Genomic DNA, 23,338 nt, shown 5'->3' with positions numbered 1-23,338 from the left:
CCCTTCAAAAGCATGATCCGGAAACGTGTGAAGCGGTATTCCGTAGATCATGCGTCTACAAATCAAGCCGTCAGTCCGGGACTGGTCCCCGCTGTCCAAGCCAGTCTCTGCTCGTCGCCGCCGGTTGCGATCGTCAGTCCGGGCTTGCCGATATGCACCAGCGGCACATTACGCGGATCGTGACCGGGTGTCTCGGTGGCAAAGGTCTTGCTGCGCGTCACCAGGAAATCGACGATGTGGTTGCGCAGCGCGTAGTAGAGCGGATGGCGGTGCAGATCGGTGCGGCCGCGATCCCTCGGCAGCGGGTTCTCGACCACCTCCGCGAGCACCGCGCCGGGCCCGTTGGTCATCAGGAAGATCTTGTCGGCGAGATAGATCGCCTCGTCGACGTCATGGGTGATCATGAAGGCGGTCTGCCCGGTCTCGAGGCAGATGCGGCGGACCTCGTCCTGCAGCGTGCCGCGCGTCAATGCGTCAAGCGCCGAGAACGGCTCGTCCATCAGCATCATCTTCGGCGTGATCGAGAGCGCGCGTGCAATGCCGACACGCTGCTTCATGCCGCCCGACAGCTCCGACGGTCGCTTGTGCTCGGAGCCGGAAAGACCAACGAGATCGATGAACGTCTGCGCGTGCGCCTTGACCTTGGCCCGGTCCCAGCTCCGCCATTTCGAGCTCACGGCATAGGCGACATTGCCGAGCACGGTGCGCCAGGGCAACAACGCGTGGCTCTGGAAGATGACGGCGCGGTCGAGGCTGGTGCCGTAAATCGCCTGCCCGTCGACGATGACGGCGCCCTCGCTCGGCGCATCGAGCCCGGCGAGGATGTTGAGCACGGTGGTCTTGCCGCAACCGGAATGTCCGATCACGCAAGCGAACTCGCCGCGCGCCATCGACAGCCACAGATTCTCGAAGACGGTCGTGGTGGCTCCCCCGGCGCCAGGGTAGCGCTTCGCGATGCCTTCGATGGAGATGAATTTGTCGGACACCGCCCTACTCCGGAAACGTGACCATGCGCGTGAAGCGCGCCAGGATCTGGTCGAGCAGCATGCCGACGATCCCGATCAGGAGGATCGCGATGATGACGTTGGTGATCGACAGGTTATTCCACTCGTTCCAGACGAAGTAGCCGATGCCGGTGCCGCCGACGAGCATCTCGGCGGCGACGATGACGAGCCAGGCGATGCCGATCGAGATGCGCATGCCGGTCAGGATCGTCGGCGCCGCCGCAGGCAGGATCACGGTGAAGGCGCGCCTGACGGTGCCGACCTCGAGCGTGCGCGCGACGTTGATCCATTCCTTGCGGACGCTGGCCACGCCGAACACGGTGTTGAGCAGCATCGGCCAGATCGAGCAGATGAAGATGACGAAGATTGCCGAGATCGAGGAATCCTTGATGGTGTAGAGCGCCAGCGGCATCCAAGCCAGAGGCGAGATCGGCTTCAGCACCTGGATGAAGGGATCGAGCGCCTTGCTGAGCAGCGGCGACATGCCGATCAGAAAGCCGAGCGGGATCGCGACCAGCACGGCGAGCAGATAGCCGGTGCCGACCCGCGCGATGGAATAAGCGAGCTGGATGCCGAGACCCTTGTCGTTCGGCCCGTTGTCGTAGAACGGCCGCCTCAGATGCTCCCACAGCTTGACGCCGACATCGAGCGGCCCGGGCATCGCCGATTTACCCTGCGTCGCGGTCAAGCCCATCAGCTTGGCGTATTCCGGGCTCATCGTCGCGGCAGTGCCGGCCGAGCGCGTGGCCAGATGCCAGATGCCGAGGAATGCGGCGAGCAGCACGATGGAGACGAGGCCGGCACGGAGACGGAGGGAGGATGTCATCGGGCAAGACCTCTCCACCCGTCGTCCCGGCGAACGCCGGGACCCATACCGCGTGATCTATCGATGCCGGTCAGTGGGAGTACCGAACGACGGGTCATCGCCAAACATCTCCCTGTGGTTATGGGTCCCGGCGTTCGCCGGGACGACGATGGAGAGAGAGCGCTGCCCGTCATCACGACGACTTCCTGATCTTGAAGCTCGCCACGTAATCCTCCGGCTTGGCCGGATCGAAATTCTTGCCCATCACCGCGAACGATTTGTACGCGGTCGCCGGCGGCGACAAGCCCATCTCCGTCATCAGCTTCTTGGTGTCGGTGGCGAGATACACCTGCTCCGCGACCGCCTTGTAGTCGACGTCGCCCTTGATCTGGCCCCAGCGCTTCATCTGCGTCAGCATCCACACCGCAAAGGACTGCCAGGGGAACGGATCGAAATCGACGCGCTTGGCATCGGTCTTCACGCCGCCGAGGCCGTCGGCATAGGTGCCGGTCAGGACCTGCTCCAGCACCGTGACCGGCGCGTTGATGTAGTTGGCGGGCGCGATCGCTTCCGCGATCTGCTTGCGGTTCTCCGCCTTCGAGGCGAAAGCGGTGGCGTCGACGATGGCGCGGGTCAGCGCCGCAAAGCTGTTGGGCGCAGTCGTGATGAACTCGCGGCTGGCGGCAAAGCTGCAGCAGGGGTGGCCGTCCCAGATCTCCTTCGACAGAAGATGCATGAAGCCGACGCCGTCATAGATCGCGCGCTGGCAGATGTTGTCGGGTGCGAGGAAGCCGTCGATGTTGTCGGCGCGCAAATTCGCGACCATCTCCGGCGGCGGCACCGAGCGCAGCTGCACATCCGTGTCGGGGTCGAGACCGTGCTCGGCGAGATAATAGCGCAAGAGGTAATTGTGCATGGAATAGTCGAAGGGAATGGCGAACTTCATTCCCTTCCAGTCCTTCGGGTCGCGCTTGTCCTTGTGCTTGGTCGCCAGCACGATGCCCTGCCCGTTGATGTTCTCGATCGCAGGCACGGCGAAGGGAATGGCGTTGGCACCGAGGCCGAGCGAGATCGCGATCGGCATCGGCGCCAGCATGTGCGCGGCGTCGTATTCCTTGTTGATGGTCTTGTCGCGGATCACGGCCCAGCCGGCGGTCTTGACCACCTCGACGTTGAGGCCGTGCCTGGCATAGAAGCCCATCGGCGCCGCCATGATGATCGGCGTCGCGCAAGTGATCGGGATGAAGCCGACCTTGAGATCCTTCTTCTCGGGCGCGCCGGCCTGCGCGAACACTTCGGTCGCGGTCTGCAGCGGGAAGAACTGCGAGAGCGCAGCCAGCGCAGTGGAGGCACCGACCGATTTCAGGAAAGCGCGCCGCGCCACGTCCTGCGGAAACATCGCGCGCATCACGGTGGCGGCGACAACGCCCTGGTAGCGCTTCTCCTCGCTCTCGACGGGCTCGCAGCGCAAGGCCAGGGCCGCCTGCTCGTGCTCTCCTGCCGAACGGTGCTGGCCGCACACGCAACCCGACTGAAGACTGCGGTCGGCATCAAACGGATCGTCGAACGTGGACATGCTGCTGCGCCCCTTTGTCACACCGCGCAAGGGACGCCGTTGTCCGCCGCGTCGGCTCAAAATTCCATCGTGGCCCGGCTACGGCTTGCGCAGCCGGGCCACTGGAAACATGCAGGTTCTATGCCGCCTTGCCTGTTACCTGGGCAGCCACGGGCAGCCCCTGCTCGATCGGCAGCGACGGATCGCGCGACCATTCGTTCCAGGAGCCGAAATACATCCGCACGTCCTTCACGCCGGCGTTCTTCAGCGCCAGGAACGTGTTCGAGGCGCGCGCCCCCTTGAAGCAGTAGAGATAAACCGGCGTTGACGGCGAGATGCCGACGGTGGCGCACTCGGCCAGGATCTCGTCCTTGGACTTGAAGCGCGGTCCTTCCGCGGTCGGCTTCATCATGCGGTACCATTCCAGCCACACCGCCCCGGGGATGCGGCCCTTGCGCGGGCAGAAATCCTTGCCGTACGGAGACGAACTGTCGCCGATCCATTCGTCGACGTCGCGCACGTCGAGGATGGCGATGCCGGGCTTGCCGACCGCGGCGAGCATGGTTTTCGCGTCGATCAGGATCTCGCCGGCTTCCGGAACGATCGTGAACGAGGCTTTCGCCGGCGTCGGCACATCCTTCGTCACCGGAAGGCCCGCACCCGCCCACGCATCGAAGCCGCCATGCAGCACCCTCACCTTGGGATAGCCGAGCATGGTGAGGAGATAGTAGCCGCGGCAGGACTGGCCGAAGCCGGAATTCATCGACTGCTCGTAGATCACGGCCGTCTCCTTGCCGGAAAGGCCGGCAGCGCCGAAGGCGTCGGCGAATTTGGTCTTCAGCTCGCTGATGCCTTCCGGCGTCGAGGTCGCGAGGAACGTGAAGATCTCGTGCACGTTCACGGCGTTGGGCAGGTGCCCGGCGGCGTAGGCGTCGGGATTGCGGGTGTCGATCACGACACAGGGCTCGAGCTTCAAGAGATCGGCAAGTTCGCTGGCAGAAATCAGAACGTCCGTCATTGGCAGCCTCTCCGTTGAGGTTAAGTGGTCTTCTGGGGTGGACTCGTGAAGCTCAGGATTCGGCGAGCATCTTGCGCAGTTGCTTGGTGGCCGGCGTGACGATCGCGACGAAATAGGCCTCGCGCAAACGCCGCTGCGCGCGATGGCTCTTGAGGTAGCCGCGCGCGCCACAATGCAGCATCGCCGCATGCGCCGCCGCGACGCTGGCTTCGCCGGCGCGAAGCCTGAGCGCGATCACCTTGCGCCAGTAAGTTTCCTCCTCGTTGTAGGGGTCGCGCGCCAGCGCCATGGTCTCTGCTTCGAGCTCGGCGGCGAGATCGCGGAAATGCACCGGCTGCTGCGGCAGGTAGCGGTTGATGTGTCCGAGGGGATTGTCGACCTCGTCCATGATGTTGATGCAGTCTTTGATGAGGCCGAGCGCCATGCCGGCCTGCAGCAGGATGAAGCCGGCGCGGATCTTCTTGACGAAGGGGCCGGCGGGGTCGGCGAGGATCAGGTCGTCCGGCACGAAGACGTCGCGGAACTGGACGCCATAGGTGCCGGTGCCGTCCATCGCCATGAACGGCTTGCACGGCGTCAGCGTGATCGCGGGATCGGAGCAGTCGGCCAGGAACATCACCTGCCCCGGCTCGTCCTCGCGCTCGAAGATCGTGCCGAAATAGTGTCCGGGGCCGAGATTGGAGACCCAGGGCAGCGCGCCCCGCACGAGATAGCCGCCCTCGACCTTCCTGCCTTTAAGTTTCAGCTTCTCGATGCCGAAGAAGCTCTTCATCGGGTTCGAGAGCCCGGTGCCGCCGAGCACGCGGCCGGTCGAGAAGGCATCGCCGAAACGTTTTGCGAGCTTCAGATTGGTCGAGTTGGCGGCGTACCAGACCAGCGTGTTCTGGCACCAGGCCATGAAGGCCGTGGCACCGCAGACCTCGCCGATAGCAGCCATCGCCTGGATGGCGCAGCGCAAGTCCGCCGGACCTTCGTGGGGCACGTGGCTGCCCCAGGCACCCACCGCACCGAACTTGCGCAGCACCTCGGCCGGATAGACCGTGCCGTCATCGATACCGGCGGCAAGCGGCGCGAGCTGCTCCCGCGCAATTCGCGCCACCTCGCCTGCAATGGACGGTGCGGCCTGATCCAAAACGTCGACCCGCGATAAAGCCAGTGAACCCATGATCGTCTCCCGCACCTTGTCCTGGTTGCGATCAGCTAGATGCCGACCTCGAGATTGACCGGGCGGGTGAAGGTGTTGGCGACCGGCGACCATTTCTTCACATGGGCGACCAGCGCGTTGATCTCGTCCTGCCCGATGCCCTCGCACGCCATGTCGACCTTGACGCGCACGTCGGTGAAGCCGACCGGCTTGTCCGAGGTGTCGCCGGTGCCCCAGACCGCGGTGATGTTGAGGTCGCCTTCGAGCTCGAGCTCGAGTTTGTTGACGATCCAGCCGCGATGCACGGCGTTGGCGTGCAGGCCGACGGCAAGGCAGGAGCCGAGCGCGGCCAGCGAGGCCTCCGACGGATTCGGCGCGGTGTCGTCGCCCAGAAGGCCCGGCGGTTCGTCGACGATGTAGGGCGGCAGGTTGCGGATGTAGTTGGCGTGGCGGAATTTTCCTTCCGCGACCGTCTTGCATTTCAAGGTCTTGACGACCTTCGGATTGGCCTTGCCGCTCGCGATCAGTTGCTCGAGGCCATTCTTGTCGATGGGCGCAAGGCACCCCGTCAGCACTGTCTTTTGAACGACGGCAGTCATCTTCTTCTCCCTGGCAAGCCGCGGAAGGCGGCAGGATACCGAACGGTCTGTTTCCTTGCATGGAGCGTGCCAGAGCCGGCCGAAAACGAAACACGAGACATTGGAGCCGCTTAAGCGTCGCTGCCTGCAGATTGATCGGTCGCGCCCTGCTCAAAGGCGGTGCAGATGCGCCCTGTCGTGCGAATCTTTTCGGCGCGGGACAGATGCGGCTTGATGATACCGCGTGGCTGCGATTAAGTTGGCGCGCATGGCAAAGACGTCATCGAAGAAGAATTCCAACTCACCGCACGCCGGTGCCGGCGACGACGAATCCGCGCGCGGGCGCCTGCTCAGCGCCGCGTCGCATCTGTTCTGCAAGAACGGCATCAATGCTACCGGCATCGATGCGATCATCGAGGAGGCCGGCACTGCGAAGACCACGCTGTACAAATTGTTCGGCTCCAAGACCAATCTCGTCAACGCGGTGCTGGAGAGCGAAGGCAAGCAGTGGCGCGAATGGTTCATCGCCGCCATGGAAGACGGCGGCGGCGACGCGCAGGCGAAACTCACGCGCATCTTCCCGGCCCTGAAGAGCTGGTTCGCGGAAGAACGCTTCTACGGCTGTCCCTTCATCAACGCCGTCGGCGAGCATGACAAGGACGCCAAGCAGTTCCGCAACATCGCGATGAAGCACAAGAAGATCGTGCTCGGCCACATCGAGAAGCTTGCCGGCGAGCTCGGCTCGAGCGAGCCCGCGGTGCTCGCCCATCAGCTCGGGCTGTTGATCGATGGTGCGATCGTCGCGGCGATGATCTCGCGCGATCCGGGCGTGGCCGACACGGCGGCGCTCACCGCCGGCCCCCTGCTCGGCCAGTCCAGGGCGAAGAAGAAACGTGGGGCGGAGCAGTTGGAGGCGGTTTGAGTGCTCCGGCTTCGTAGCCCGCATGAAGCGGAGCGGAATGCGGAGAACACCGTCCCGGATTGCGCTCCGCTCCATCCGGGCTACGAGGCCTCGTAGGCCTCGTAGTGTGGGCAAAGGCGCAAAGCGCCGTGCCCACGCAGTCTATCGCCCTTTTCGAGCAGATGGTGGGCACGCTTCGCTTTGCCCACCCTACGAGATCCGTTTCATAAATCCGCTCATCGCCTCCAGCACCGGCTGCTGATCCCCCGCAAAGAACCAGTGATCACTGCCATCCAGCTCGACGAACTCCGCACCTTTGATCCGGCTCGCGATATCCCGGCCCGCCGCAATCCGCACGGCCTTGTCGCCGCGCCGGTGCAGCACCAGCGTCGGCACGGAGATCTCGGGCAGAAGATGCCGCACGTCGGCGTCGCGAAACGCCTCCAGCACGGCCGAGATGCCGCCGGGACTGGACGCGGCCCGCAACAAGCCGGCCCACCAGGCACGCGCCTGCGGATCATTGGCAAGGCTCGGCGCGAAAGCCTCGATCCCGACCGGCCCGCCCCATTGCGCCACGAGCTGCCTGCTCCAGGCGTCATACTGGCTGGCGCGCAGCGCGTGCGGATAGTCCTCCGACCAACACCCCTTGGCCAGCGCACCGAACAGGATCAGCCCGGCCACGCGGCGCGGTTCGTCGACCGCGAATTTGACGCAGGCCGGACCGCATTCGGAGGCACCGAACAGCACGACGCGGCGCGAGCCCGCCGCGCGCAGCACGGTGCCGATATCCTCCGCGGTGACGTCGATGCCGGGAGCCGCGCCGACACGGTCGGACAGCCCGATGCCGCGACGATCGAACACGATCAACCGCCCGAGCTTCATCAGTGACGCCAGGAACGTCCGGCTCGCCGGATGTTCCCAGGCGCGCTCCACATGCGACACGAAGCCGGGCATCACCAGAATATCGAGCGGACCGCTGCCGTAAGTCTGATAGGCCAGATGGACGCCGCCGCCCTTCACGTAACGTGTGGTCGGAGTGGCATGCGGTGCCGCAGCTGGGCTCATCAGGGCTTCGGTCTCGGCTTCCGGCGCGACGCCGAGCTCGTCCCGGAGCCGCTGCGTCAGGGCCGCGTGATGACGCTCCGCCGCGCTGCGGTCGCCGGACAGCAGCAGGCTGCGGATCAGGTGCCGGCCATAGACCTCGCTGAGCGGATCGAGCTCGACCAGACGCTGCGCATGCGCTGTCGCGGCGGAATGGTCGCCGGCGGCGTTCTTGTCCTGCACGAGGCGCTCGAGCGCATGCACCAGCCGTCCCCGCAGCGCCTCGCGGCGGAAGAAGGCCCAGTCGTCGAATTCGGGGCAGTCCTCCGGTGCGAATCCCGCCAGGAAATCGCCGCGATAAATCCGGCAGGCCTGTTCGAATGCGCCGCGATCGCAGGCCTCCTCGAACAGGTGCGAGTCGAGCTTCATCTCGACGTCCGGCGACCATCGCAGACTGGTGCGGTCGGTCTCGAATACCGACTGGCCGAGCGTGAGCTCGACGCGATGAAGCAGCCGCCGCAGGCGCGCAAGGCCCGTCTCCCGCGGCGTCTCCGGCCATAGCAGCGTGGCCATCATTTCGCGCGCGACGAGGCCCTTGGCCTCCCCGAGATAAACCAGCAGCGCAAGCCCCTTGCGCAAGGCCAGCTTGATCGGGCGGCCATCGGCGTGGACCTCGGGGAACCCGAACGTCCCCAACGAGAAAGCCGTCATGGAAATCCTCTTCTTCCGGCCTGCGTCACCCGGGGGACGCACGGGGGACGGTCCGGTGGGTACGGTCGGGCCAGATCGAGCCTGCCCGCCTGCGGGCGTCCAGGCTCTGCATGCGGCACCGTCGCCATCGGCACAATAGGAAAACCCATGTTCGCACGCCTCGCAATCCTGCTCTACGCAATCGTGAGCTATGCCATCTTCACGGTTTCATTCCTCTACGCGCTTGGTTTCGTCGGCAATTATGTCGTGCCGAAGTCCATCGACGTCGGCCCCGCCTCGAATCTGGGCGAGGCCGTCGCCGTCAACCTGCTGCTGATGAGCCTGTTCGCCATCCAGCACACCGTGATGGCACGCCCGGCCTTCAAGCGATGGCTGGTTCAATTGATTCCCGCGGCCAGCGAGCGCGCCACCTATGTTCTGCTCTCCAGCCTGATCCTCCTCCTGCTGTTCTGGCAGTGGCGGCCGATGCCCGCGCCGGTCTGGCAGGCGAGTGGAATTGCGGCCTGGGTGCTGACTTCGATGCATTGGCTCGGCTGGCTGATCGCGTTCGCATCGACCCACATGATCGATCATTTCGATCTGTTCGGCTTGCGCCAGGCTGTTCTCGCGCTGCGCGGCGCCGCGATGCCCGACCAGTCGTTCCGGACGCCGCTGCTCTACAAGATCGTGCGACACCCGATCATGCTCGGCTTTCTGCTCGCATTCTGGGCCACGCCCGTGATGACGCAAGGCCACCTGCTGTTCGCGCTCGCCAACACGGCCTACATCCTGGTCGCATTGCAGTTCGAAGAGCGGGACCTGATCGCCGTGTTCGGCGCAACCTATCAGGAATATCGCCGGCGCGTTCCGATGCTGGTGCCCGGTCTGTTTGCGCGCCGCCGCAACGAGAATCGGCGGCCTGTCGGAGCGCCGCGATGAACGCAATGTTCCCCCTTCCCGCAATGGCGGTGGATGCCGCCACCTTCGCCGATACGCTCGATGGGCTCGACACCGGCCTGTACCTCGTTGCCGCGGATGCGCGCCTCGTTCACGCCAATGCCGCCGGGCGCGCCATTCTCGGTGCGCGCGACATCCTGCGCGACATTCGCGGCTACCTCGTGGCCTGCGACGGCGCGACCAACCAGACCTTGCAACGGCTGTTCGCCGCGCCCCGTCTGGCCAGCGAGACGGCGGTGCCGATGATCGGTACCGACGGCCAGCGTTATGTTGCGCATGCTCTGCCGCTGGCATCGGCAACGCGCCTGTTTGCGGATGAGGCCTGCCGCGCCTCGGCAGCCCTGTTCGTCCGCAAGGTGGCACTGACGATGCCGCCATGCTCGGACGTCATCGGCCAGGTCTTCCGGCTGACGCCGACCGAATTGCGCGTCCTCCTCGCGATCGTCGAGCTCGGCAACGTTCGCGACGTTGCCGCGGCGTTCGGCGTCGCCGGTTCGACGATCAAGACGCATCTGCGCCGACTGTTCGAAAAGACCGGCGCCGCGCGGCAGGCCGATTTCGTCAAGCTCGTCGCAGGATATGCGACGCCGCTGAGAAACGCTGGAGAGCCCCGATGAAAGCCGTTCTGTGCCACACGTTTACCGGGCCCGGCGATTTGCGGCTCGGTGAGATCGCCGAGCCCCGCCCCGCCGCCGACGAGATTCTCGTCGACGTCCATGCGGCGTCGGTGAGCTTCATGGACCAGTTGCTCGTTTCCGGTCTCTACCAGATGCGGCCGCCGACGCCCTTCGTGCCCGGCACGGAAGCATCCGGTGTGGTCGTCGCGGTCGGCGACAAGGTGACAAGATTTGCGCCCGGCGATCGCGTCGCCTGCAGCAGCTGGATCGGCGGCTACGCCGAACGGATGACAGCCAAGGAGTCGAAGAGCGTGCGCCTGCCGGATGGCGTTGCGTTCGAAGCCGGGGCCACGGTACTGCACAATTACGGCACCGCCTATTATGCGCTGGTCGACCGGGCGCGGGCCGAGCGAGGCGAAACCGTCTTCATCACCGGCGCCGCCGGCGGAGTCGGCCTCGCCGCCGTCGATCTCGGTCGCCATCTCGGGCTGCGTGTCGTCGCCGGCATCGGCTCCGACGACAAGGCGGCCCTGGTGCGCGATTACGGGGCGAGCGAAATCATCAATTATCGCCGCGAGGATCTGCGCCACCGGATCAAGACGATCACGGGCGGCGACGGCATCGATGTCGGCTTCGACAATGTCGGCGGGGCAATCTTCGAGCAGATGGCCCGGCTGATGGCCTGGGACGGACGGCTGATGCCGATCGGCTTCACCGGCGGCGAGATCCCGCAGATCCCGATGAACCTGCCGCTGCTGAAGAACTATTCCGTCATCGGTGTGTTCGCCGGCGCCTGGGCGGAGAAATTCTCCGCGGAGGCCGCGCGCATGAACGACACGCTGATGCGGATGCTGGCCGAAGGACAAATTCGCCCGCATATCGACCGCATCCTCCCTTTGGAGGAGGCCGCGGAGGCCATGCGCGCCGTGGCCAACCGCACGGTGCAGGGAAGAATTGTGCTCAAGATCCGATAGAATGGATGGATGACGGCAGCAGAGGAAGCGAGACGTTGACAGAGATCATCATCGACCAGCGCTATTGCGGTCCTCCGAACTCGGGCAATGGCGGCTATGTCTGCGGCCGGCTCGCCCAGCACATTCCCGGCGCTGCGGAAGTGACGCTGCGCGCGCCGCCTCCCTTGGACACGCGGCTCGATGCGGTTGCGACGGATGACGGCACATGGGAGCTTCGCGACGACGGCAAGGCCGTCGCCGCCGGCCGCGCCGTGAGCGTCGAGCTTGCGCAGATCGAGACAGCGACCTTGCCGGAAGCGCGCGCAGCCGAACTGCGCGCACTGTTCAAGCCGCACGAGCATCCGCTGCCACACTGTTTCGTTTGCGGTCCTGCACGGGCCAAGGGCGACGGCCTGCGCATCTTCGCCGGGCCGCTCCGTCGTCAGGCACAGCCTCCCGTTCTCGCGGCGAGCTGGGCCCCCGATCCGAATCTCGCCGCCGCGGACGGCCTCGTCGCGCCCGAATTTCTCTGGTCCGCGCTCGATTGCCCCACCGGCTTTGCCTGCAATTACGATCAAGAGAGCGGCAGCTTCGAGAAGACCCCGCTGCTGCTCGGCCGCATGTCGGCCCGCATCGAGTCCCGCCCCCGCCCCGGGGCGTCCTGCATCATCACAGCCTGGGCCACCGGCCGCGACGGCCGCAAGCGCACCGCCGACGCCGCGCTGCATGATGAAACGGGAAGATTGCTGGCGGTTGCAAAGACGACGTGGATCGCGGTGGAGCGCGAGGTGCAACTCGGGATGACGGTCTCGTAGGGTGGGCAAAGGCGCGCAGCGCCGTGCCCACGATCTCTCTCGGCTTTGTTGAACGAACCGTGGGCACGCTTCCGCCTTCGCTCTCCGAGCTACGGCGGAAGCTTTGCCCATCCTACGAGACTGACACAGAGCGTGATCCACTTGCCCAGCATGTGGACGCTGCCGAGCCTCCGGAAACGTTGAACCGACGTTCGATCGAAGATACCCTTGAAAATCTTCGTCCAGCAAAAACAAGATTCAAAGGGGGACGTCATGGTTCGCAATTTAACGGCATCTGCGATCGTTGCCACGAGCATGTGGATCGCGGGTGTCGCGGCGCAGCAACCCGAGCTCAGCGCACCTGACCTGGTCCTCGTCAATGGCAAGGTTCTGACGCTGGATGAGCGATCGACGACGGCAGAGGCAGTGGCCGTTGCAGACGGAAAGATCCTCGCAACCGGAACCAGTGCTTCGATCAAGGCGCTTGCCGGCGCCCGGACCCGCGTGGTCGATGTGGCTGGCAAGACCGTCATTCCTGGATTGATCGACACACACGCTCACTTCAAGGCCGCCGGTCTTGGCGACTATGTCGTCATCATGGGCCGCGCCAAGACGGTCGCGGAAGCGCTCGACGCCATCAAAGCATTCGCGGCGAAGAAGAAGCCGGGCGAGTGGATCGTCGGTGGCGCCTGGCATCCGCCGTCGCAATTGGCGGAGAAGCGTTATCTGACGCGGCAGGAGATCGACAGCGCTGCTCCCAACAATCCGGTCTATCTTCGTACCGTCGGGCATTTCTCGATGGCGAATACGATGGCCCTGCAGAGGGTCGGGATCGACAAGACGACCGAGGACCCGAGCGGTGGAAAATTCGAGCGCGACGCGGCCGGTGAACTGACGGGCGTGCTCGTGGAGACGGCGATCGATCGGGTCGAGAAGGCCGTCCCGCCCTGGACGGAAGACGACGAGATGCGGCAATTCACCATTGCCGAAGGCGTGCTGAACAGCTTCGGCATCACGAGCGTGGTCGAAGGCGCGACGGAGGCGCGCGACATCCGTACGCTGCAGAAGCTCGCCGCCGCCGGGAAAGCCACGTTGCGCACCGGCGTGATGTTTCGACCGGAGCCGCCAGCCGATCTGAGCGCATGGGAAGCCATCATGTCGGGCAACGGGGCCTCGTCGGGTTTTGGCGACGATTGGCTGAAGTTCGCCGGCATCAAGATCTTCTACGACGGCGGCATGACGCTGAAGACGGCGCTCATGCGCGAGGTGTATCCCGACTCACATGACGACTACCATGGCGTTGCCCAGCAGACGCCCGAGCGGCTCAAGCAACTCGTCTCCATCTGCAACCGATATGACTGGCGGGTCGGCGTTCACGTGGTGGGTGACCTCGGCATCGACCAGGTGCTCGATGCGTTCGAGGCGGCGGACAAGGAGAAATCGATCCGCGACCGCCGCTTCGTCCTCATTCACGCCAGCCTGATCCGGCCAGAGCAGATGGAGCGTGCGCAAAAGCTGGGAGCCCGTGTCGATTTCCAGAACGCTTTCATGTGGGACAAGGCAGCGACCGTCGAACGATTTCTCGGAAAGGCGACCGCTGACCGCGCCGTGCCGACCAGGACGTTGATCGAAAAAATGGGGCTCAACAGTCTGGGCGCCGGGACGGATTTTCCGGTCAACCCGATCAACCCGTTTCTCAATATGTACGTCATGGTGACCCGGAAGGCCCCCAACGGAAACGTCTACGGCGCGGCGGAAGCCATCACCCGCGAGCAGGCCCTGCGCCTCTACACCAGCGCGGCCTCGCGCTACACGTTCGAAGAGACGCGCAAAGGTACCATCGAGCCCGGAAAGCTTGCGGACATGGTGGTGCTCTCCGCGGATTACACCGCCGTGCCGGAGGAGCAGATCAAGGACATCAAGGCGGACATGACGCTGGTGGGCGGCAAGGTTGTGTTTCAGCGTTGACGTGATCGCTGCGGGCCAGGAGAAGGTGCCGTAGGGTGGGCAAAGGCGCGTAAGCGCCGTGCCCACGATCTCTTGATTTCAGGAAAGATGGTGGACACGCTTCGCTTTGCCCACCCTACGAGACCTTCCCCGGCCTACGCGCCCTGCTCCATCATCCCCGCGAGCCGCACCAGCTCCGCCTCCAGATCGCGCTCCACATCCGCCGCACGAATCTCCAGCACCCGATAATCCCGCGCTTCGAGCCAGCTCCGCCGCCCCGCGCGGTCGGCCGCGATCGTCTCACCCTCGCCGGCGTTCACCAGCTCGATCGCGATCCGGTGCGGGAAGGAGACGAAGTCGGGAATATGCCGCCCCACCGGGGTCTGGCGCTTGAACCCACCTGCAAAGCGGCGGTCGCGGGTCAGGGCCTGCCAGAGCAGGCGCTCGGCGTCGGTCGGGTTGCGGCGGAGCAGGCGGGCGAGGCCGCGCACGGTCGAGCCGCTGTCGGGAACGCCGCTGCCCTGGCCGTGCTCGGCCAGCAGCGCGCGCAGGCGCGTGGCCTGCTCGCCGTCGAGCACGCCGCCCTTGGCCGGGCCCTTGCGGCCTTCCGCGATCGCCATGATCACCCCGTGCAGGGTGTGCATGTCCTGCTTGGTCGGCTCCATCCGGGTGAAGATGTTGCGCAGGTTGACCAGCATGGTGTCGCGCTTCTCGGCGGGGCGCAGAAACTCGACCTTGTCGAGCTCGCGGACGAGGTTGTCGAAGAAGGCCTGCATCTGGTGCTGCGAGGCGCGCTCGGAGCGCTCTGGCATGGCGTGCGGCAACTCGCCCGACGTGGCGCGCTTGAACCATTCATAGCCGACCAGCAGCACGGCCTGGGCGAGGTTGAGCGAGGCAAAGCCCGGATTGACCGGGAAGGTGATGATGCGGTTGGAGAGGCCGACCTCCTCGTTGGTCAGCCCCCAGCGCTCGCGGCCGAACAGGATGCCGGCCCGGCCCCCTGTGGCGATGTGTCCCGCGATCTCGGAGGCCGCCGCTTCCGGCCCGACCACGGGCTTGGCCTGGTCGTGGGGGCGTGCGGTGGTGGCGAACAAGAGGTCGAGGTCGGCGACCGCCTCCTCCACCGTGCCGAACAATTCGACCTTTTCCAGAATGTGGTCGGCGCCGGCGGCGGCGCGCTGGGCGGCGATGTTGGGCCAGCCGTCCCGGGGGTTGACGATGCGCAGGGCGCCCAGCGCGAAATTGCCCATGGCGCGCGCGGCCATGCCGATGTTTTCGCCCAGCTGCGGCTCGACCAGGATCACGATGGGACCGTCGAGGGAAAGGCCCGCCTTGCTCTTGTCAGTCCCCGACATCTCGCTTCGCTTTCACACTGTCTCGCAAGGCCTTGGCAAGGCCCTCTCAGGAATCGATTCAAGCCGGGCGCCGCCCGCCCGGCCTTGTCCGCCTGTCGTTTGCCTGTCCTGACAAAATTCTCAAGGGAAATAACGGGTTGGATTCGACTTTTGAATCTCTCCTGAATCCTCGGATCCGCCCCCGCGGGCAGGGTCGCCGCCCGCCCCCCGTCTGGGGAAGCTGGATGAGCTAAAAGTGCATAATCCCTTGGCTTTCGCCCGCCGCGTCTGGGTGCTAAGAGGCGGCGGATATTCCCGTGGGCGCCAAAGGCGCCGTTCCAAGAGGCTTCCCCGATCATGGCAAAAATCAAGGTATCCAATCCCGTCGTCGAACTCGATGGCGACGAGATGACCCGGATCATCTGGCAGTACATCAAGGACAAGCTGATCACCCCGTTCCTGGATGTCGAGCTGATGTATTTCGACCTGGGCATGGAGTACCGCGACCACACCAACGATCAGGTCACGATCGACGCGGCCGAGGCCATCAAGAAGGTCGGCGTCGGCGTCAAGTGCGCCACCATCACCCCGGACGAGGCCCGGGTGAAGGAGTTCAACCTCAAGCAGATGTGGAAGTCGCCGAACGGCACCATCCGCAACATCCTCGGCGGCGTGATCTTCCGCGAGCCGATTATCTGCAAGAACGTGCCGCGTCTGGTTCCCGGCTGGACCAAGCCGATCATCATCGGCCGCCACGCCTATGGCGACCAGTACCGCGCCACCGATTTCAAGTTCCCGGGCAAGGGCACCCTGTCGATGAAGTTCGTCGGCGAGGACGGCACCGTGATCGAGAAGGAAGTGTTCAAGGCCCCCGGCGCCGGCGTCGCCATGGAGATGTACAATCTCGACGACAGCATCATCGACTTCGCCCGCGCCTCGCTGAACTACGGCCTGCTGCGCAACTACCCGGTCTATCTCTCGACCAAGAACACGATTCTGAAGGTCTATGACGGCCGCTTCAAGGACATCTTCCAGGACATCTACGACCGCGAGTTCAAGAAGGAATTCGAAGCCAAGGGCCTGACCTACGAGCACCGCCTGATCGACGACATGGTGGCCTCGGCGCTGAAATGGTCCGGCGGCTACGTCTGGGCCTGCAAGAACTACGACGGCGACGTGCAGTCCGACACGGTCGCGCAGGGCTACGGCTCGCTCGGCCTGATGACCTCGGTGCTGCTCACCCCCGACGGCAAGACCGTCGAGGCCGAAGCCGCCCACGGCACGGTGACCCGCCACTACCGCGAGCACCAGAAGGGCAAGGAGACCTCGACCAACTCGATCGCGTCGATCTTCGCCTGGACCCGTGGCCTCGCCCACCGCGCCAAGCTCGACAACAATGCCGAGCTCGCCAAGTTCGCCAACACGCTGGAGAAGGTCTGCGTCGACACTGTCGAGGCCGGCTACATGACCAAGGACCTCGCGCTGCTGGTCGGCGCCGACCAGCGCTGGCTCTCGACCACCGGCTTCCTGGACAAGGTCGCCGAAAACCTGATCAAGGAGCTGGCGGCCTGAGCCGTCCGCAATTTCGCCCGACTGGGCCAGACATCATCACGGGCCGCGCCAAAGCGCGGCCCGTTTCTTTTTGAGACCTTGCCCGGAGATGCGACCATGTTCATCAAGCTTGCTGCCCCCACACTGCTGCTCGCGGCCCTGACCGGGCCGGCCTTGGCTGCCGAGCCGCTCCCCGCCGCCATCGCCGCACCCGGCGAGAGCGCCGTGGTGAGCCTCCACGCCGAAGGCGCACAGGTCTATGAGTGCAAGGCGGGCGCGGACGGCAAGCTCGCCTGGGCCTTCCGCGAGCCGATCGCGACGCTGCTCTCCGACGGCAAGACGATCGGCCGGCACTATGCCGGCCCGAACTGGGAGCTCGCTGATGGCAGCGCCGTGACCGCCAAGGCCGCCGGCAATGCGCCGGGCACGACAGTGGCCGATATCCCCTGGCTGAAGCTGGACGTGACCGCCCACCGCGGCAGCGGCACGCTGACGCCGGTCGACACAGTCCAGCGCATCAACACCCAGGGCGGCAAGCTGGACGGCGCGTGCGACAAGGCCGGCGAGTTCAGAAGCTCGCCCTACTCCGCCGATTACGTCTTTCTGAAGAAGGGCTGACCGATGCTCTTCATGGTGATCGAGCGCTTCAAGGACCGGGACCCCATTCCGGTCTATCGCCGCGTACGCGATGAAGGCGTCAAATTCCCGGACGGCCTGAAATATCTCGGCAGCTGGATCGAGCCGAATTTCGACCGCTGCTTCCAGCTGATGGAATGCGACGACGCCCGCCTGCTGCAGGAATGGGTGCTGAACTGCCAGGGCAACGGCATGACGTTCGAGATCGTGCCGGTGGTGCCCAGCAAGGAGACGCGCGAGGTCGTGGCGCCGTTTCTCGACCGGAGCTGAGCGCTACGCAGCCGGGCCCTCGTCCTGCTCGGCCTGCGCCAATTCCGCCAGCGCGAGATCGCCGGTGTCGGCGAGCCGGGCCTTGGCGGTGGTGTGGACGTGATCGGCCAGCGTCGGCATGCGCGCGATCAGGGCGTGAAAATCCTGCGCGTCGAGCACGAGCAGACGCGTCTTGCGCGTCGCCGTCACCGTGCCGCTGCGTTTTGTTTTGTGCAGCAGCGCGATCTCGCCGAAGAAGGTGCCGTCGGTGAGCCGCACATGCTGGCTCGGCAGCGCGATCTCGACCTCGCCGGCGGTGATGAAGTACATCGACGAGGCCGCGTCCCCCCGCCGCACCAGGATCTCGCCCTGCTCGACGGTGCGGGCCCTGAGCAGCCGCATGATGTCGGCGATCTCCGCGGCCGACAGATGCGAGAACAGCGGCACCCGCGCCAGCATGCCCCATGTGACGACGAAATCGCGCCGCTTCACCTCCTCGGCGAAGGCGGTGGAGATGATCGCGACCGGCAGTGCGATCATCGCGAAGCCGGCAATGATGGCGAAGGTCGACACGAGCTTGCCGAGCGGCGTCACCGGCACCACGTCGCCATAGCCGACGGTGCCGAGCGTCACGATCGCCCACCACATCGCCTGCGGGATGGTGCCGAGCTTGTCCGGCTGCACGTCGCGCTCGATGGCGTAGAGCAGCGAGGCGAAGGTCAGGACGGCGCCGATCAGGATGACGATGCAGCCGATCAGCGCCCGCCGCTCGGCATGCACGGCGGCGAGCAGCGAGCGCATCGCCGGCGAATAGCGGATCAGCTTGAAGAACGGCAGCACGCCGAGTGCGGCCAGCGTCGCATGCCGGCCGCTCGCGAGCACGATGGACGCGGGCATGAACGCCATGAGGTCGATGATGCCGAGCGTCGAGAAGACGTAGCCGAGCCGGTCGGACAGCGCCGAGCCCTTGCGCTGGGTGTGGCCCGCCACGGTCCACAGCCGCGCCAGATATTCCAGCGCGAACACGATCAGGGAGAGGATAGTGACGGCCTCGAACATCGCCCCGAATTGCGCGTCGAGCTCCGGCACCGAGGTGAGGATCATCGTGACGACGTTGAGCACGATGATGCCGATGATGAACTTGATGAAGCGCGATCCGGCCGAATAGGCCAGCGGGTCGTGCTCCAGCAATTCGTAGAGGCGATCCCGAAGATCGGGATCCCGAAGCCCACGCCCTCGCGGAACGGGGCGCATGGTCTTCAAGCGCCTGCCATCGCTTTTTCGATCGCCGCCAGCGCCTCGGTCGCCTTGGCGCCGTCGGGGCCGCCGGCCTGCGCCATGTCGGGCCGGCCGCCGCCGCCCTTGCCGCCGAGCGCCTCGGAGGCGATCTTCACCAGATTGACGGCGTTGAAGCGCGCGGTGAGATCGGCGGTGACGCCGACCACGACGCCGGCCTTGCCGTCCTCGGTGACGCCGACGATGGCGACCACACCGGAGCCGATCTGCTTCTTGGCCTCGTCCGCAAGGCTCTTGAGATCCTTCATCTCGATGCCCTCGACCGCACGCGCCATCAGCTTGACGTCGCCGACCTCGCGCACGCCGCTCGCCGCGCCGTTGCCGCCGGCGGACGCGCCGCCACCCATCGCCAGCTTCTTGCGGGCGTCGGACAATTCGCGCTCGAGCTTCTTACGCTCGTCCATCAGCGCGGCGATGCGCGCCGGAACGTCGTCGAGAGAGGTGCGCAGCTCGTTCGCCGCGGTCTTCGCCAGCGCCATGGTGTCGTTGGCGTGTTTTCGCGCGTAGTTGCCGGTCAAGGCCTCGATGCGACGCACGCCGGAGGCGACCGCGCTCTCGCCCGTGAGCGTGATCAGGCCGATGTCGCCGGTGCGCTTGACGTGCGTGCCGCCGCAGAGCTCGACCGACCAGCCGAGCGCATTGGCGCCGCGCTCGCGCGCGGTCCGGCCCATCGAGACGACGCGGACCTCGTCGCCGTATTTCTCGCCGAACAGTGCGCGGGCGCCGGCTTCGCGGGCCTCGTCCACGCCCATGACGCGCGTGGTGACCTCGTCGTTCTCCAGCACCACGTCGTTGGCGATGTCCTCGACGCGGGCAAGCTCTTCCGCCGTGATCGGCTTCGGATGCACGAAGTCGAAGCGCAGGCGGTCCGGCGCGACCATCGAGCCGCGCTGGGCGATGTGATCGCCGAGCACCTGGCGCAGCGCCTCGTGAATGAGATGCGTCGCCGAGTGATGCGCGCGGATCGAAGAACGCCTGGAGTGATCGACCTCGAGCTGCAGCGCGGTGCCGAGCTTGAGCTCGCCGCTCTCGACCGTGCCGACGTGAACGAAGAAATCGCCGAGCTTCTTCTGGGTGTCGGTGACGCGGAACTTGATGCCGCCCTCGCCCGTGAGCACGCCGGTGTCGCCGACCTGGCCGCCGGACTCCGCGTAGAACGGCGTCTGGTTCAGCACGATCGCGCCCGTCTCGCCGGCCTTGAGACTGCCGACCTCAGCACCATCCTTCACCAGCGCAGACACCACGCCTTCGGCGCTCTCGGTCTCGTAGCCGAGGAATTCGGTTGCACCCAGCTTCTCGCGCAGCGGGAACCAGATCGCCTCGGAGGCCGCCTCGCCAGACCCCTTCCAGGATTCGCGCGCCTTGGCCTTCTGCCGCTCCATCGCGTCGGTGAAGGACGCCTGGTCGACGCCGATGCCGCGCGACTTCAGCGCGTCCTGCGTGAGATCCAGCGGGAAGCCGTAGGTGTCGTACAGCGTGAAGGCAACGTCGCCGTCGAACATGTCGCCCTTCTTCAGGCCGGCAGACTTCTCGTCGAGGATCGCCAGGCCGCGCGAAAGAGTCTTGCGGAAGCGGGTCTCTTCCAAACGCAGGGTTTCCTCGATCAGGTTCTCGGCGCGCATCAGATCGGGATAGGCCTGGCCCATCTCGCGCACCAGCGCCCAGACCAGCCGATGCATCAGCGGCTCCTTCGCGCCCAGCAGCTGCGCATGGCGCATCGCGCGGCGCATGATCCGGCGCAGCACATAGCCGCGGCCCTCGTTCGAGGGCAGCACGCCGTCCGCAACCAGGAAGGCCGAGGAGCGCAAATGGTCGGCGATGACGCGGAACGAGGCGACGGTCTGCTCGTTCGGCCCGCTGCCGAGCGCGGACGCGGTCGCGTCGATCAGATGCCGGAACAGATCGGTCTCGAACACGCTCTCGACGCCCTGCATGATGCAGGCCATGCGCTCGAGGCCCATGCCGGTGTCGATCGAGGGACGCGGCAGATCCACGCGCTCCTCCTTCGTCACCTGCTCGTATTGCATGAACACGAGATTCCAGAATTCGAGGAAGCGGTCGCCGTCCTCCTCCGGCGAGCCCGGAGGGCCGCCCCAGATGTGCTCGCCGCGGTCGATGAAGATCTCCGAGCACGGGCCGCACGGCCCGGTATCGCCCATCGCCCAGAAATTGTCGGAGGTCGGGATGCGGATGATGCGGTCGTCGGAGAAGCCGGCGATCTTCTTCCAGAGCCCATGGGCCTCGTCGTCGGTGTGATAGACCGTGACGAGCAGCTTGTCCTTCTTGAGCCCGAACTCCTTGGTGATCAGCTTCCAGGCGAGCTCGATCGCGCGCTCCTTGAAGTAATCGCCGAACGAGAAATTACCGAGCATCTCGAAGAAGGTGAGATGGCGCGCGGTATAGCCGACATTGTCGAGGTCGTTGTGCTTGCCGCCGGCGCGCACGCATTTCTGCGATGTGGTGGCGCGCTGATAGGGCCGCTTCTCGACGCCGGTGAAGACATTCTTGAACTGCACCATGCCGGCATTGGTGAACATCAAGGTCGGGTCGTTACGCGGCACCAATGGCGAGGACGGCACGATCTCGTGGCCGTTCTCGGCAAAGAAGTTCAGAAAGGTCGACCTGATCTCGTTGACGCCGCTCATGTTCATCCAATCGGGTGTGCTTGGACCCGCTTTACGCATCCAAACCGGTGATTCAGGCTGATATCTGCGGGCCAATGCGCTTTTAGACAAGGCCAGCTTTCCTGTCCAGAAACTGTGCAGAGAGATCAGAGGGTTGCCGCAGCCGCTCAATGCCCCATGCAATCCCGTTGATAGGGCAAGCGGACGCGTTGACAGGCTTGGCCGCCCTGTGGTCTGTACCCATCTGTATCGTACGGCCACGTCGGGAGAGACCGGCTTTAGGCAGCCGGCGCCGAAGGAGCAACCGCCCCGGAAACTCTCAGGCAAAAGGACCGCGTGGCTTTGACAGCATCTGGAAAGAGGCGCTGACGGGTGTAGACCCGGACCAGCGTCCGCCGACGGGATAATACTCTCAGGCACAGCGACAGATGGGGCTTCGACTGGTTTGTCTCGGGGAATCGTCCCCGGGGAACCGCCGAGGGCCCCTGAGATGCTTGCACGCGACGACCAAGACTCCCTGAAACGTACGCCCCTTCATGGGCTTCATGTCTCCCTGGGCGGCAAGATGGTGCCGTTCGCGGGCTATGACATGCCCGTGCAATACCCGGCCGGCGTGCTCAAGGAGCACCTCCATACCCGCACCAAAGCCGGCCTGTTCGACGTCTCCCATATGGGCCAGATCGCGCTCCGGCCGAAGTCGGGCAAGGTCGAGGACGCCGCCCGCGCGCTGGAACGGCTGGTGCCGCAGGACATCGTGGCGATCGCGGCGGGACGGCAGCGCTACGCCCAGTTCACCAATGACGAAGGCGGCATTCTCGACGATCTCATGGTCGCCAATTTCGGCGATCACCTGTTCCTGGTCGTCAACGCCGCCTGCAAGGACGCGGACGAGGCGCATCTGCGCGCGAATCTCTCCGAGGACTGCATCATCGATTCGCTCGCCGACCGCGCGCTGATCGCGCTGCAGGGCCCGAAGGCGGAGTCGGCACTGGCGAAATTGTGTGCAGCGGCGCCGTCCATGAAGTTCATGGATTCGGGCCCGCATGAGGTTGCCGGTCTCGCTTGCTTCGTGTCGCGCTCCGGCTACACCGGCGAGGACGGGTTCGAGATCTCGGTCCCCGCTGCGGACGCCGAGCGCCTCGCCAAGACGCTGCTCGACAACCCCGACGTGATGCCGATCGGCCTCGGGGCCCGCGACAGCCTGCGGCTGGAGGCCGGGCTCTGCCTCTACGGCCACGACATCGACACCGCCACCACGCCGGTCGAGGCCGCGCTGGAATGGTCGGTGCAGAAGAGCCGCCGCTCTGGCGGCGCGCGCGCCGCGGGCTTTCCCGGCGCGGAGAAGGTTCTCGCGCATTTCGACAAGGGTGCATCCCGCCGCCGCGTCGGCCTGCTTGCCCTGGGCCGCGCGCCGGTGCGCGAGGGCGCCCTGCTGTTTGCTGACAGCGCGGGCGGCGAAGCGATCGGACAAGTCACGTCGGGCGGTTTCGGCCCGAGCCTGAATGCGCCGGTCGCGATGGGCTACGTGCCCACGAGCGCGAGCGCGCTCGGCACACAACTCTTCGCCGAGGTGCGCGGCCAGCGTCTGCCCTTGCAGGTCGCCGCCATGCCCTTCGTCAAGAACACCTACAAACGCTGAGGACC

General features: G+C 65.5%; 20 protein-coding genes and 1 riboswitch. Of the genes, 10 read left to right on the top strand and 10 right to left on the bottom strand.

What is annotated here, in order from left to right; translation table 11 throughout:
* Positions 1-62: 62 nt before the first annotated feature.
* From CO669_RS03895 to CO669_RS03870, 6 genes are all read right to left on the bottom strand, one after another.
* Complete coding sequence (locus CO669_RS03895) at positions 63-986, bottom strand: ABC transporter ATP-binding protein (RefSeq protein WP_097658161.1); 924 nt, start codon at positions 984-986, stop codon at positions 63-65.
* A 4-nt stretch (positions 987-990) separates the two neighbouring features.
* A complete protein-coding gene (gene ntrB / locus CO669_RS03890) occupies positions 991-1,830 on the bottom strand; it encodes a nitrate ABC transporter permease (protein WP_097658159.1) in 840 nt (279 codons plus the stop codon).
* 172 nt (positions 1,831-2,002) lie between these two features.
* Entirely contained in the window at positions 2,003-3,385 is a 1,383-nt protein-coding gene (locus CO669_RS03885; RefSeq protein WP_097658940.1) for a CmpA/NrtA family ABC transporter substrate-binding protein, read from the bottom strand.
* A 118-nt stretch (positions 3,386-3,503) separates the two neighbouring features.
* The gene (locus CO669_RS03880; protein WP_097658157.1) at positions 3,504-4,382 is read right to left on the bottom strand and encodes a sulfurtransferase; all 879 of its coding nucleotides are present in this window, start codon (positions 4,380-4,382) and stop codon (positions 3,504-3,506) included.
* 52 nt (positions 4,383-4,434) lie between these two features.
* Positions 4,435-5,547 carry an acyl-CoA dehydrogenase family protein gene (locus tag CO669_RS03875; protein WP_198963817.1) on the bottom strand — a complete coding sequence of 371 codons (1,113 nt, stop codon included), beginning with the start codon at positions 5,545-5,547 and terminating at the stop codon, positions 4,435-4,437.
* Between the two features lie 35 nt (positions 5,548-5,582).
* Positions 5,583-6,125, bottom strand: coding sequence for an OsmC family protein (locus tag CO669_RS03870; protein ID WP_097658153.1), 543 nt, complete (start codon positions 6,123-6,125; stop codon positions 5,583-5,585).
* Positions 6,126-6,372: 247 nt separating this feature from the next.
* Here CO669_RS03870 and CO669_RS03865 point away from each other — a divergent pair, with 247 nt between their 5' ends.
* The gene (locus tag CO669_RS03865; RefSeq protein ID WP_097658151.1) at positions 6,373-7,026 is read left to right on the top strand and encodes a TetR/AcrR family transcriptional regulator; all 654 of its coding nucleotides are present in this window, start codon (positions 6,373-6,375) and stop codon (positions 7,024-7,026) included.
* Positions 7,027-7,215: 189 nt separating this feature from the next.
* On the opposite strand, the gene CO669_RS03860 is transcribed toward CO669_RS03865, so the two are convergent.
* On the bottom strand, positions 7,216-8,757 hold the full coding sequence (locus tag CO669_RS03860) for a bifunctional AfsR/SARP family transcriptional regulator/alpha/beta hydrolase (RefSeq protein WP_097658149.1): 1,542 nt from the start codon (positions 8,755-8,757) through the stop codon (positions 7,216-7,218).
* Between the two features lie 147 nt (positions 8,758-8,904).
* Between CO669_RS03860 and mddA the strand changes: the two genes are divergently transcribed.
* From mddA to CO669_RS03835, 5 genes are all read left to right on the top strand, one after another.
* A complete protein-coding gene (gene mddA, locus CO669_RS03855) occupies positions 8,905-9,675 on the top strand; it encodes a methanethiol S-methyltransferase (RefSeq protein ID WP_097658147.1) in 771 nt (256 codons plus the stop codon).
* Positions 9,672-10,310 (top strand): helix-turn-helix transcriptional regulator, encoded by a 639-nt coding sequence (locus tag CO669_RS03850; protein WP_245444153.1) that lies wholly within the window; start codon positions 9,672-9,674, stop codon positions 10,308-10,310. The genes mddA and CO669_RS03850 overlap by 4 nt, the downstream gene beginning before the upstream one ends.
* Positions 10,307-11,284 (top strand): NADPH:quinone oxidoreductase family protein, encoded by a 978-nt coding sequence (locus tag CO669_RS03845; protein WP_097658143.1) that lies wholly within the window; start codon positions 10,307-10,309, stop codon positions 11,282-11,284. Before CO669_RS03850 ends, CO669_RS03845 begins: the two co-directional genes overlap by 4 nt.
* A gap of 35 nt (positions 11,285-11,319) precedes the next feature.
* On the top strand, positions 11,320-12,078 hold the full coding sequence (locus tag CO669_RS03840; RefSeq protein ID WP_097658939.1) for a hotdog family protein: 759 nt from the start codon (positions 11,320-11,322) through the stop codon (positions 12,076-12,078).
* Positions 12,079-12,330: 252 nt separating this feature from the next.
* On the top strand, positions 12,331-14,025 hold the full coding sequence (locus CO669_RS03835) for an amidohydrolase (RefSeq protein WP_097658141.1): 1,695 nt from the start codon (positions 12,331-12,333) through the stop codon (positions 14,023-14,025).
* Positions 14,026-14,159: 134 nt separating this feature from the next.
* Here the strand turns inward: CO669_RS03835 and CO669_RS03830 are convergent, their stop codons facing one another.
* Entirely contained in the window at positions 14,160-15,359 is a 1,200-nt protein-coding gene (locus tag CO669_RS03830) for a TrmJ/YjtD family RNA methyltransferase (protein WP_097658138.1), read from the bottom strand.
* Positions 15,360-15,695: 336 nt separating this feature from the next.
* Here CO669_RS03830 and CO669_RS03825 point away from each other — a divergent pair, with 336 nt between their 5' ends.
* From CO669_RS03825 to CO669_RS03815, 3 genes are all read left to right on the top strand, one after another.
* Positions 15,696-16,910 carry an NADP-dependent isocitrate dehydrogenase gene (locus CO669_RS03825; RefSeq protein ID WP_097658136.1) on the top strand — a complete coding sequence of 405 codons (1,215 nt, stop codon included), beginning with the start codon at positions 15,696-15,698 and terminating at the stop codon, positions 16,908-16,910.
* 96 nt (positions 16,911-17,006) lie between these two features.
* The gene (locus CO669_RS03820; protein ID WP_097658133.1) at positions 17,007-17,507 is read left to right on the top strand and encodes a DUF3455 domain-containing protein; all 501 of its coding nucleotides are present in this window, start codon (positions 17,007-17,009) and stop codon (positions 17,505-17,507) included.
* 3 nt (positions 17,508-17,510) lie between these two features.
* Positions 17,511-17,795 (top strand): DUF3303 domain-containing protein, encoded by a 285-nt coding sequence (locus CO669_RS03815; RefSeq protein ID WP_097658130.1) that lies wholly within the window; start codon positions 17,511-17,513, stop codon positions 17,793-17,795.
* A gap of 3 nt (positions 17,796-17,798) precedes the next feature.
* Here the strand turns inward: CO669_RS03815 and CO669_RS03810 are convergent, their stop codons facing one another.
* Together CO669_RS03810 and alaS are read right to left on the bottom strand one after the other, a co-directional pair.
* Positions 17,799-19,028 carry a cyclic nucleotide-gated ion channel gene (locus CO669_RS03810; protein ID WP_097658938.1) on the bottom strand — a complete coding sequence of 410 codons (1,230 nt, stop codon included), beginning with the start codon at positions 19,026-19,028 and terminating at the stop codon, positions 17,799-17,801.
* 5 nt (positions 19,029-19,033) lie between these two features.
* Positions 19,034-21,715, bottom strand: a complete 2,682-nt coding sequence (gene alaS / locus CO669_RS03805; protein WP_198963816.1) for an alanine--tRNA ligase — start codon at positions 21,713-21,715, stop codon at positions 19,034-19,036.
* A 232-nt stretch (positions 21,716-21,947) separates the two neighbouring features.
* Positions 21,948-22,038, top strand: a riboswitch (glycine riboswitch).
* 146 nt (positions 22,039-22,184) lie between these two features.
* On the opposite strand from alaS, the gene gcvT reads away from it, so the two are divergent.
* Positions 22,185-23,333: a glycine cleavage system aminomethyltransferase GcvT gene (gene gcvT, locus CO669_RS03800; protein ID WP_097658126.1), complete on the top strand. Its 1,149-nt coding sequence runs from the start codon at positions 22,185-22,187 to the stop codon at positions 23,331-23,333.
* The last annotated feature ends 5 nt before the right edge of the window (positions 23,334-23,338 follow it).

Source organism: Bradyrhizobium sp. Y36 (assembly GCF_002531575.1).
Classification (GTDB): Bacteria; Pseudomonadota; Alphaproteobacteria; order Rhizobiales; family Xanthobacteraceae; genus Bradyrhizobium.
This window is presented reverse-complemented; position numbering and strand designations above follow the sequence as displayed.

Bases quoted from the DNA above. Each gene is read 5' to 3' on its own strand.
- ntrB (WP_097658159.1), bottom strand. From the start codon at position 1,830: ATGACATCCTCCCTCCGTCTCCGTGCCGGCCTCGTCTCCATCGTGCTG.
- CO669_RS03885 (WP_097658940.1), bottom strand. From the start codon at position 3,385: ATGTCCACGTTCGACGATCCGTTTGATGCCGACCGCAGTCTTCAGTCG.
- CO669_RS03880 (WP_097658157.1), bottom strand. From the start codon at position 4,382: ATGACGGACGTTCTGATTTCTGCCAGCGAACTTGCCGATCTCTTGAAG.
- CO669_RS03875 (WP_198963817.1), bottom strand. From the start codon at position 5,547: ATGGGTTCACTGGCTTTATCGCGGGTCGACGTTTTGGATCAGGCCGCA.
- CO669_RS03870 (WP_097658153.1), bottom strand. From the start codon at position 6,125: ATGACTGCCGTCGTTCAAAAGACAGTGCTGACGGGGTGCCTTGCGCCC.
- CO669_RS03865 (WP_097658151.1), top strand. From the start codon at position 6,373: ATGGCAAAGACGTCATCGAAGAAGAATTCCAACTCACCGCACGCCGGT.
- CO669_RS03860 (WP_097658149.1), bottom strand. From the start codon at position 8,757: ATGACGGCTTTCTCGTTGGGGACGTTCGGGTTCCCCGAGGTCCACGCC.
- mddA (WP_097658147.1), top strand. From the start codon at position 8,905: ATGTTCGCACGCCTCGCAATCCTGCTCTACGCAATCGTGAGCTATGCC.
- CO669_RS03850 (WP_245444153.1), top strand. From the start codon at position 9,672: ATGAACGCAATGTTCCCCCTTCCCGCAATGGCGGTGGATGCCGCCACC.
- CO669_RS03845 (WP_097658143.1), top strand. From the start codon at position 10,307: ATGAAAGCCGTTCTGTGCCACACGTTTACCGGGCCCGGCGATTTGCGG.
- CO669_RS03835 (WP_097658141.1), top strand. From the start codon at position 12,331: ATGGTTCGCAATTTAACGGCATCTGCGATCGTTGCCACGAGCATGTGG.
- CO669_RS03830 (WP_097658138.1), bottom strand. From the start codon at position 15,359: ATGTCGGGGACTGACAAGAGCAAGGCGGGCCTTTCCCTCGACGGTCCC.
- CO669_RS03825 (WP_097658136.1), top strand. From the start codon at position 15,696: ATGGCAAAAATCAAGGTATCCAATCCCGTCGTCGAACTCGATGGCGAC.
- CO669_RS03820 (WP_097658133.1), top strand. From the start codon at position 17,007: ATGTTCATCAAGCTTGCTGCCCCCACACTGCTGCTCGCGGCCCTGACC.
- CO669_RS03815 (WP_097658130.1), top strand. From the start codon at position 17,511: ATGCTCTTCATGGTGATCGAGCGCTTCAAGGACCGGGACCCCATTCCG.
- CO669_RS03810 (WP_097658938.1), bottom strand. From the start codon at position 19,028: ATGCGCCCCGTTCCGCGAGGGCGTGGGCTTCGGGATCCCGATCTTCGG.
- alaS (WP_198963816.1), bottom strand. From the start codon at position 21,715: ATGAGCGGCGTCAACGAGATCAGGTCGACCTTTCTGAACTTCTTTGCC.
- gcvT (WP_097658126.1), top strand. From the start codon at position 22,185: ATGCTTGCACGCGACGACCAAGACTCCCTGAAACGTACGCCCCTTCAT.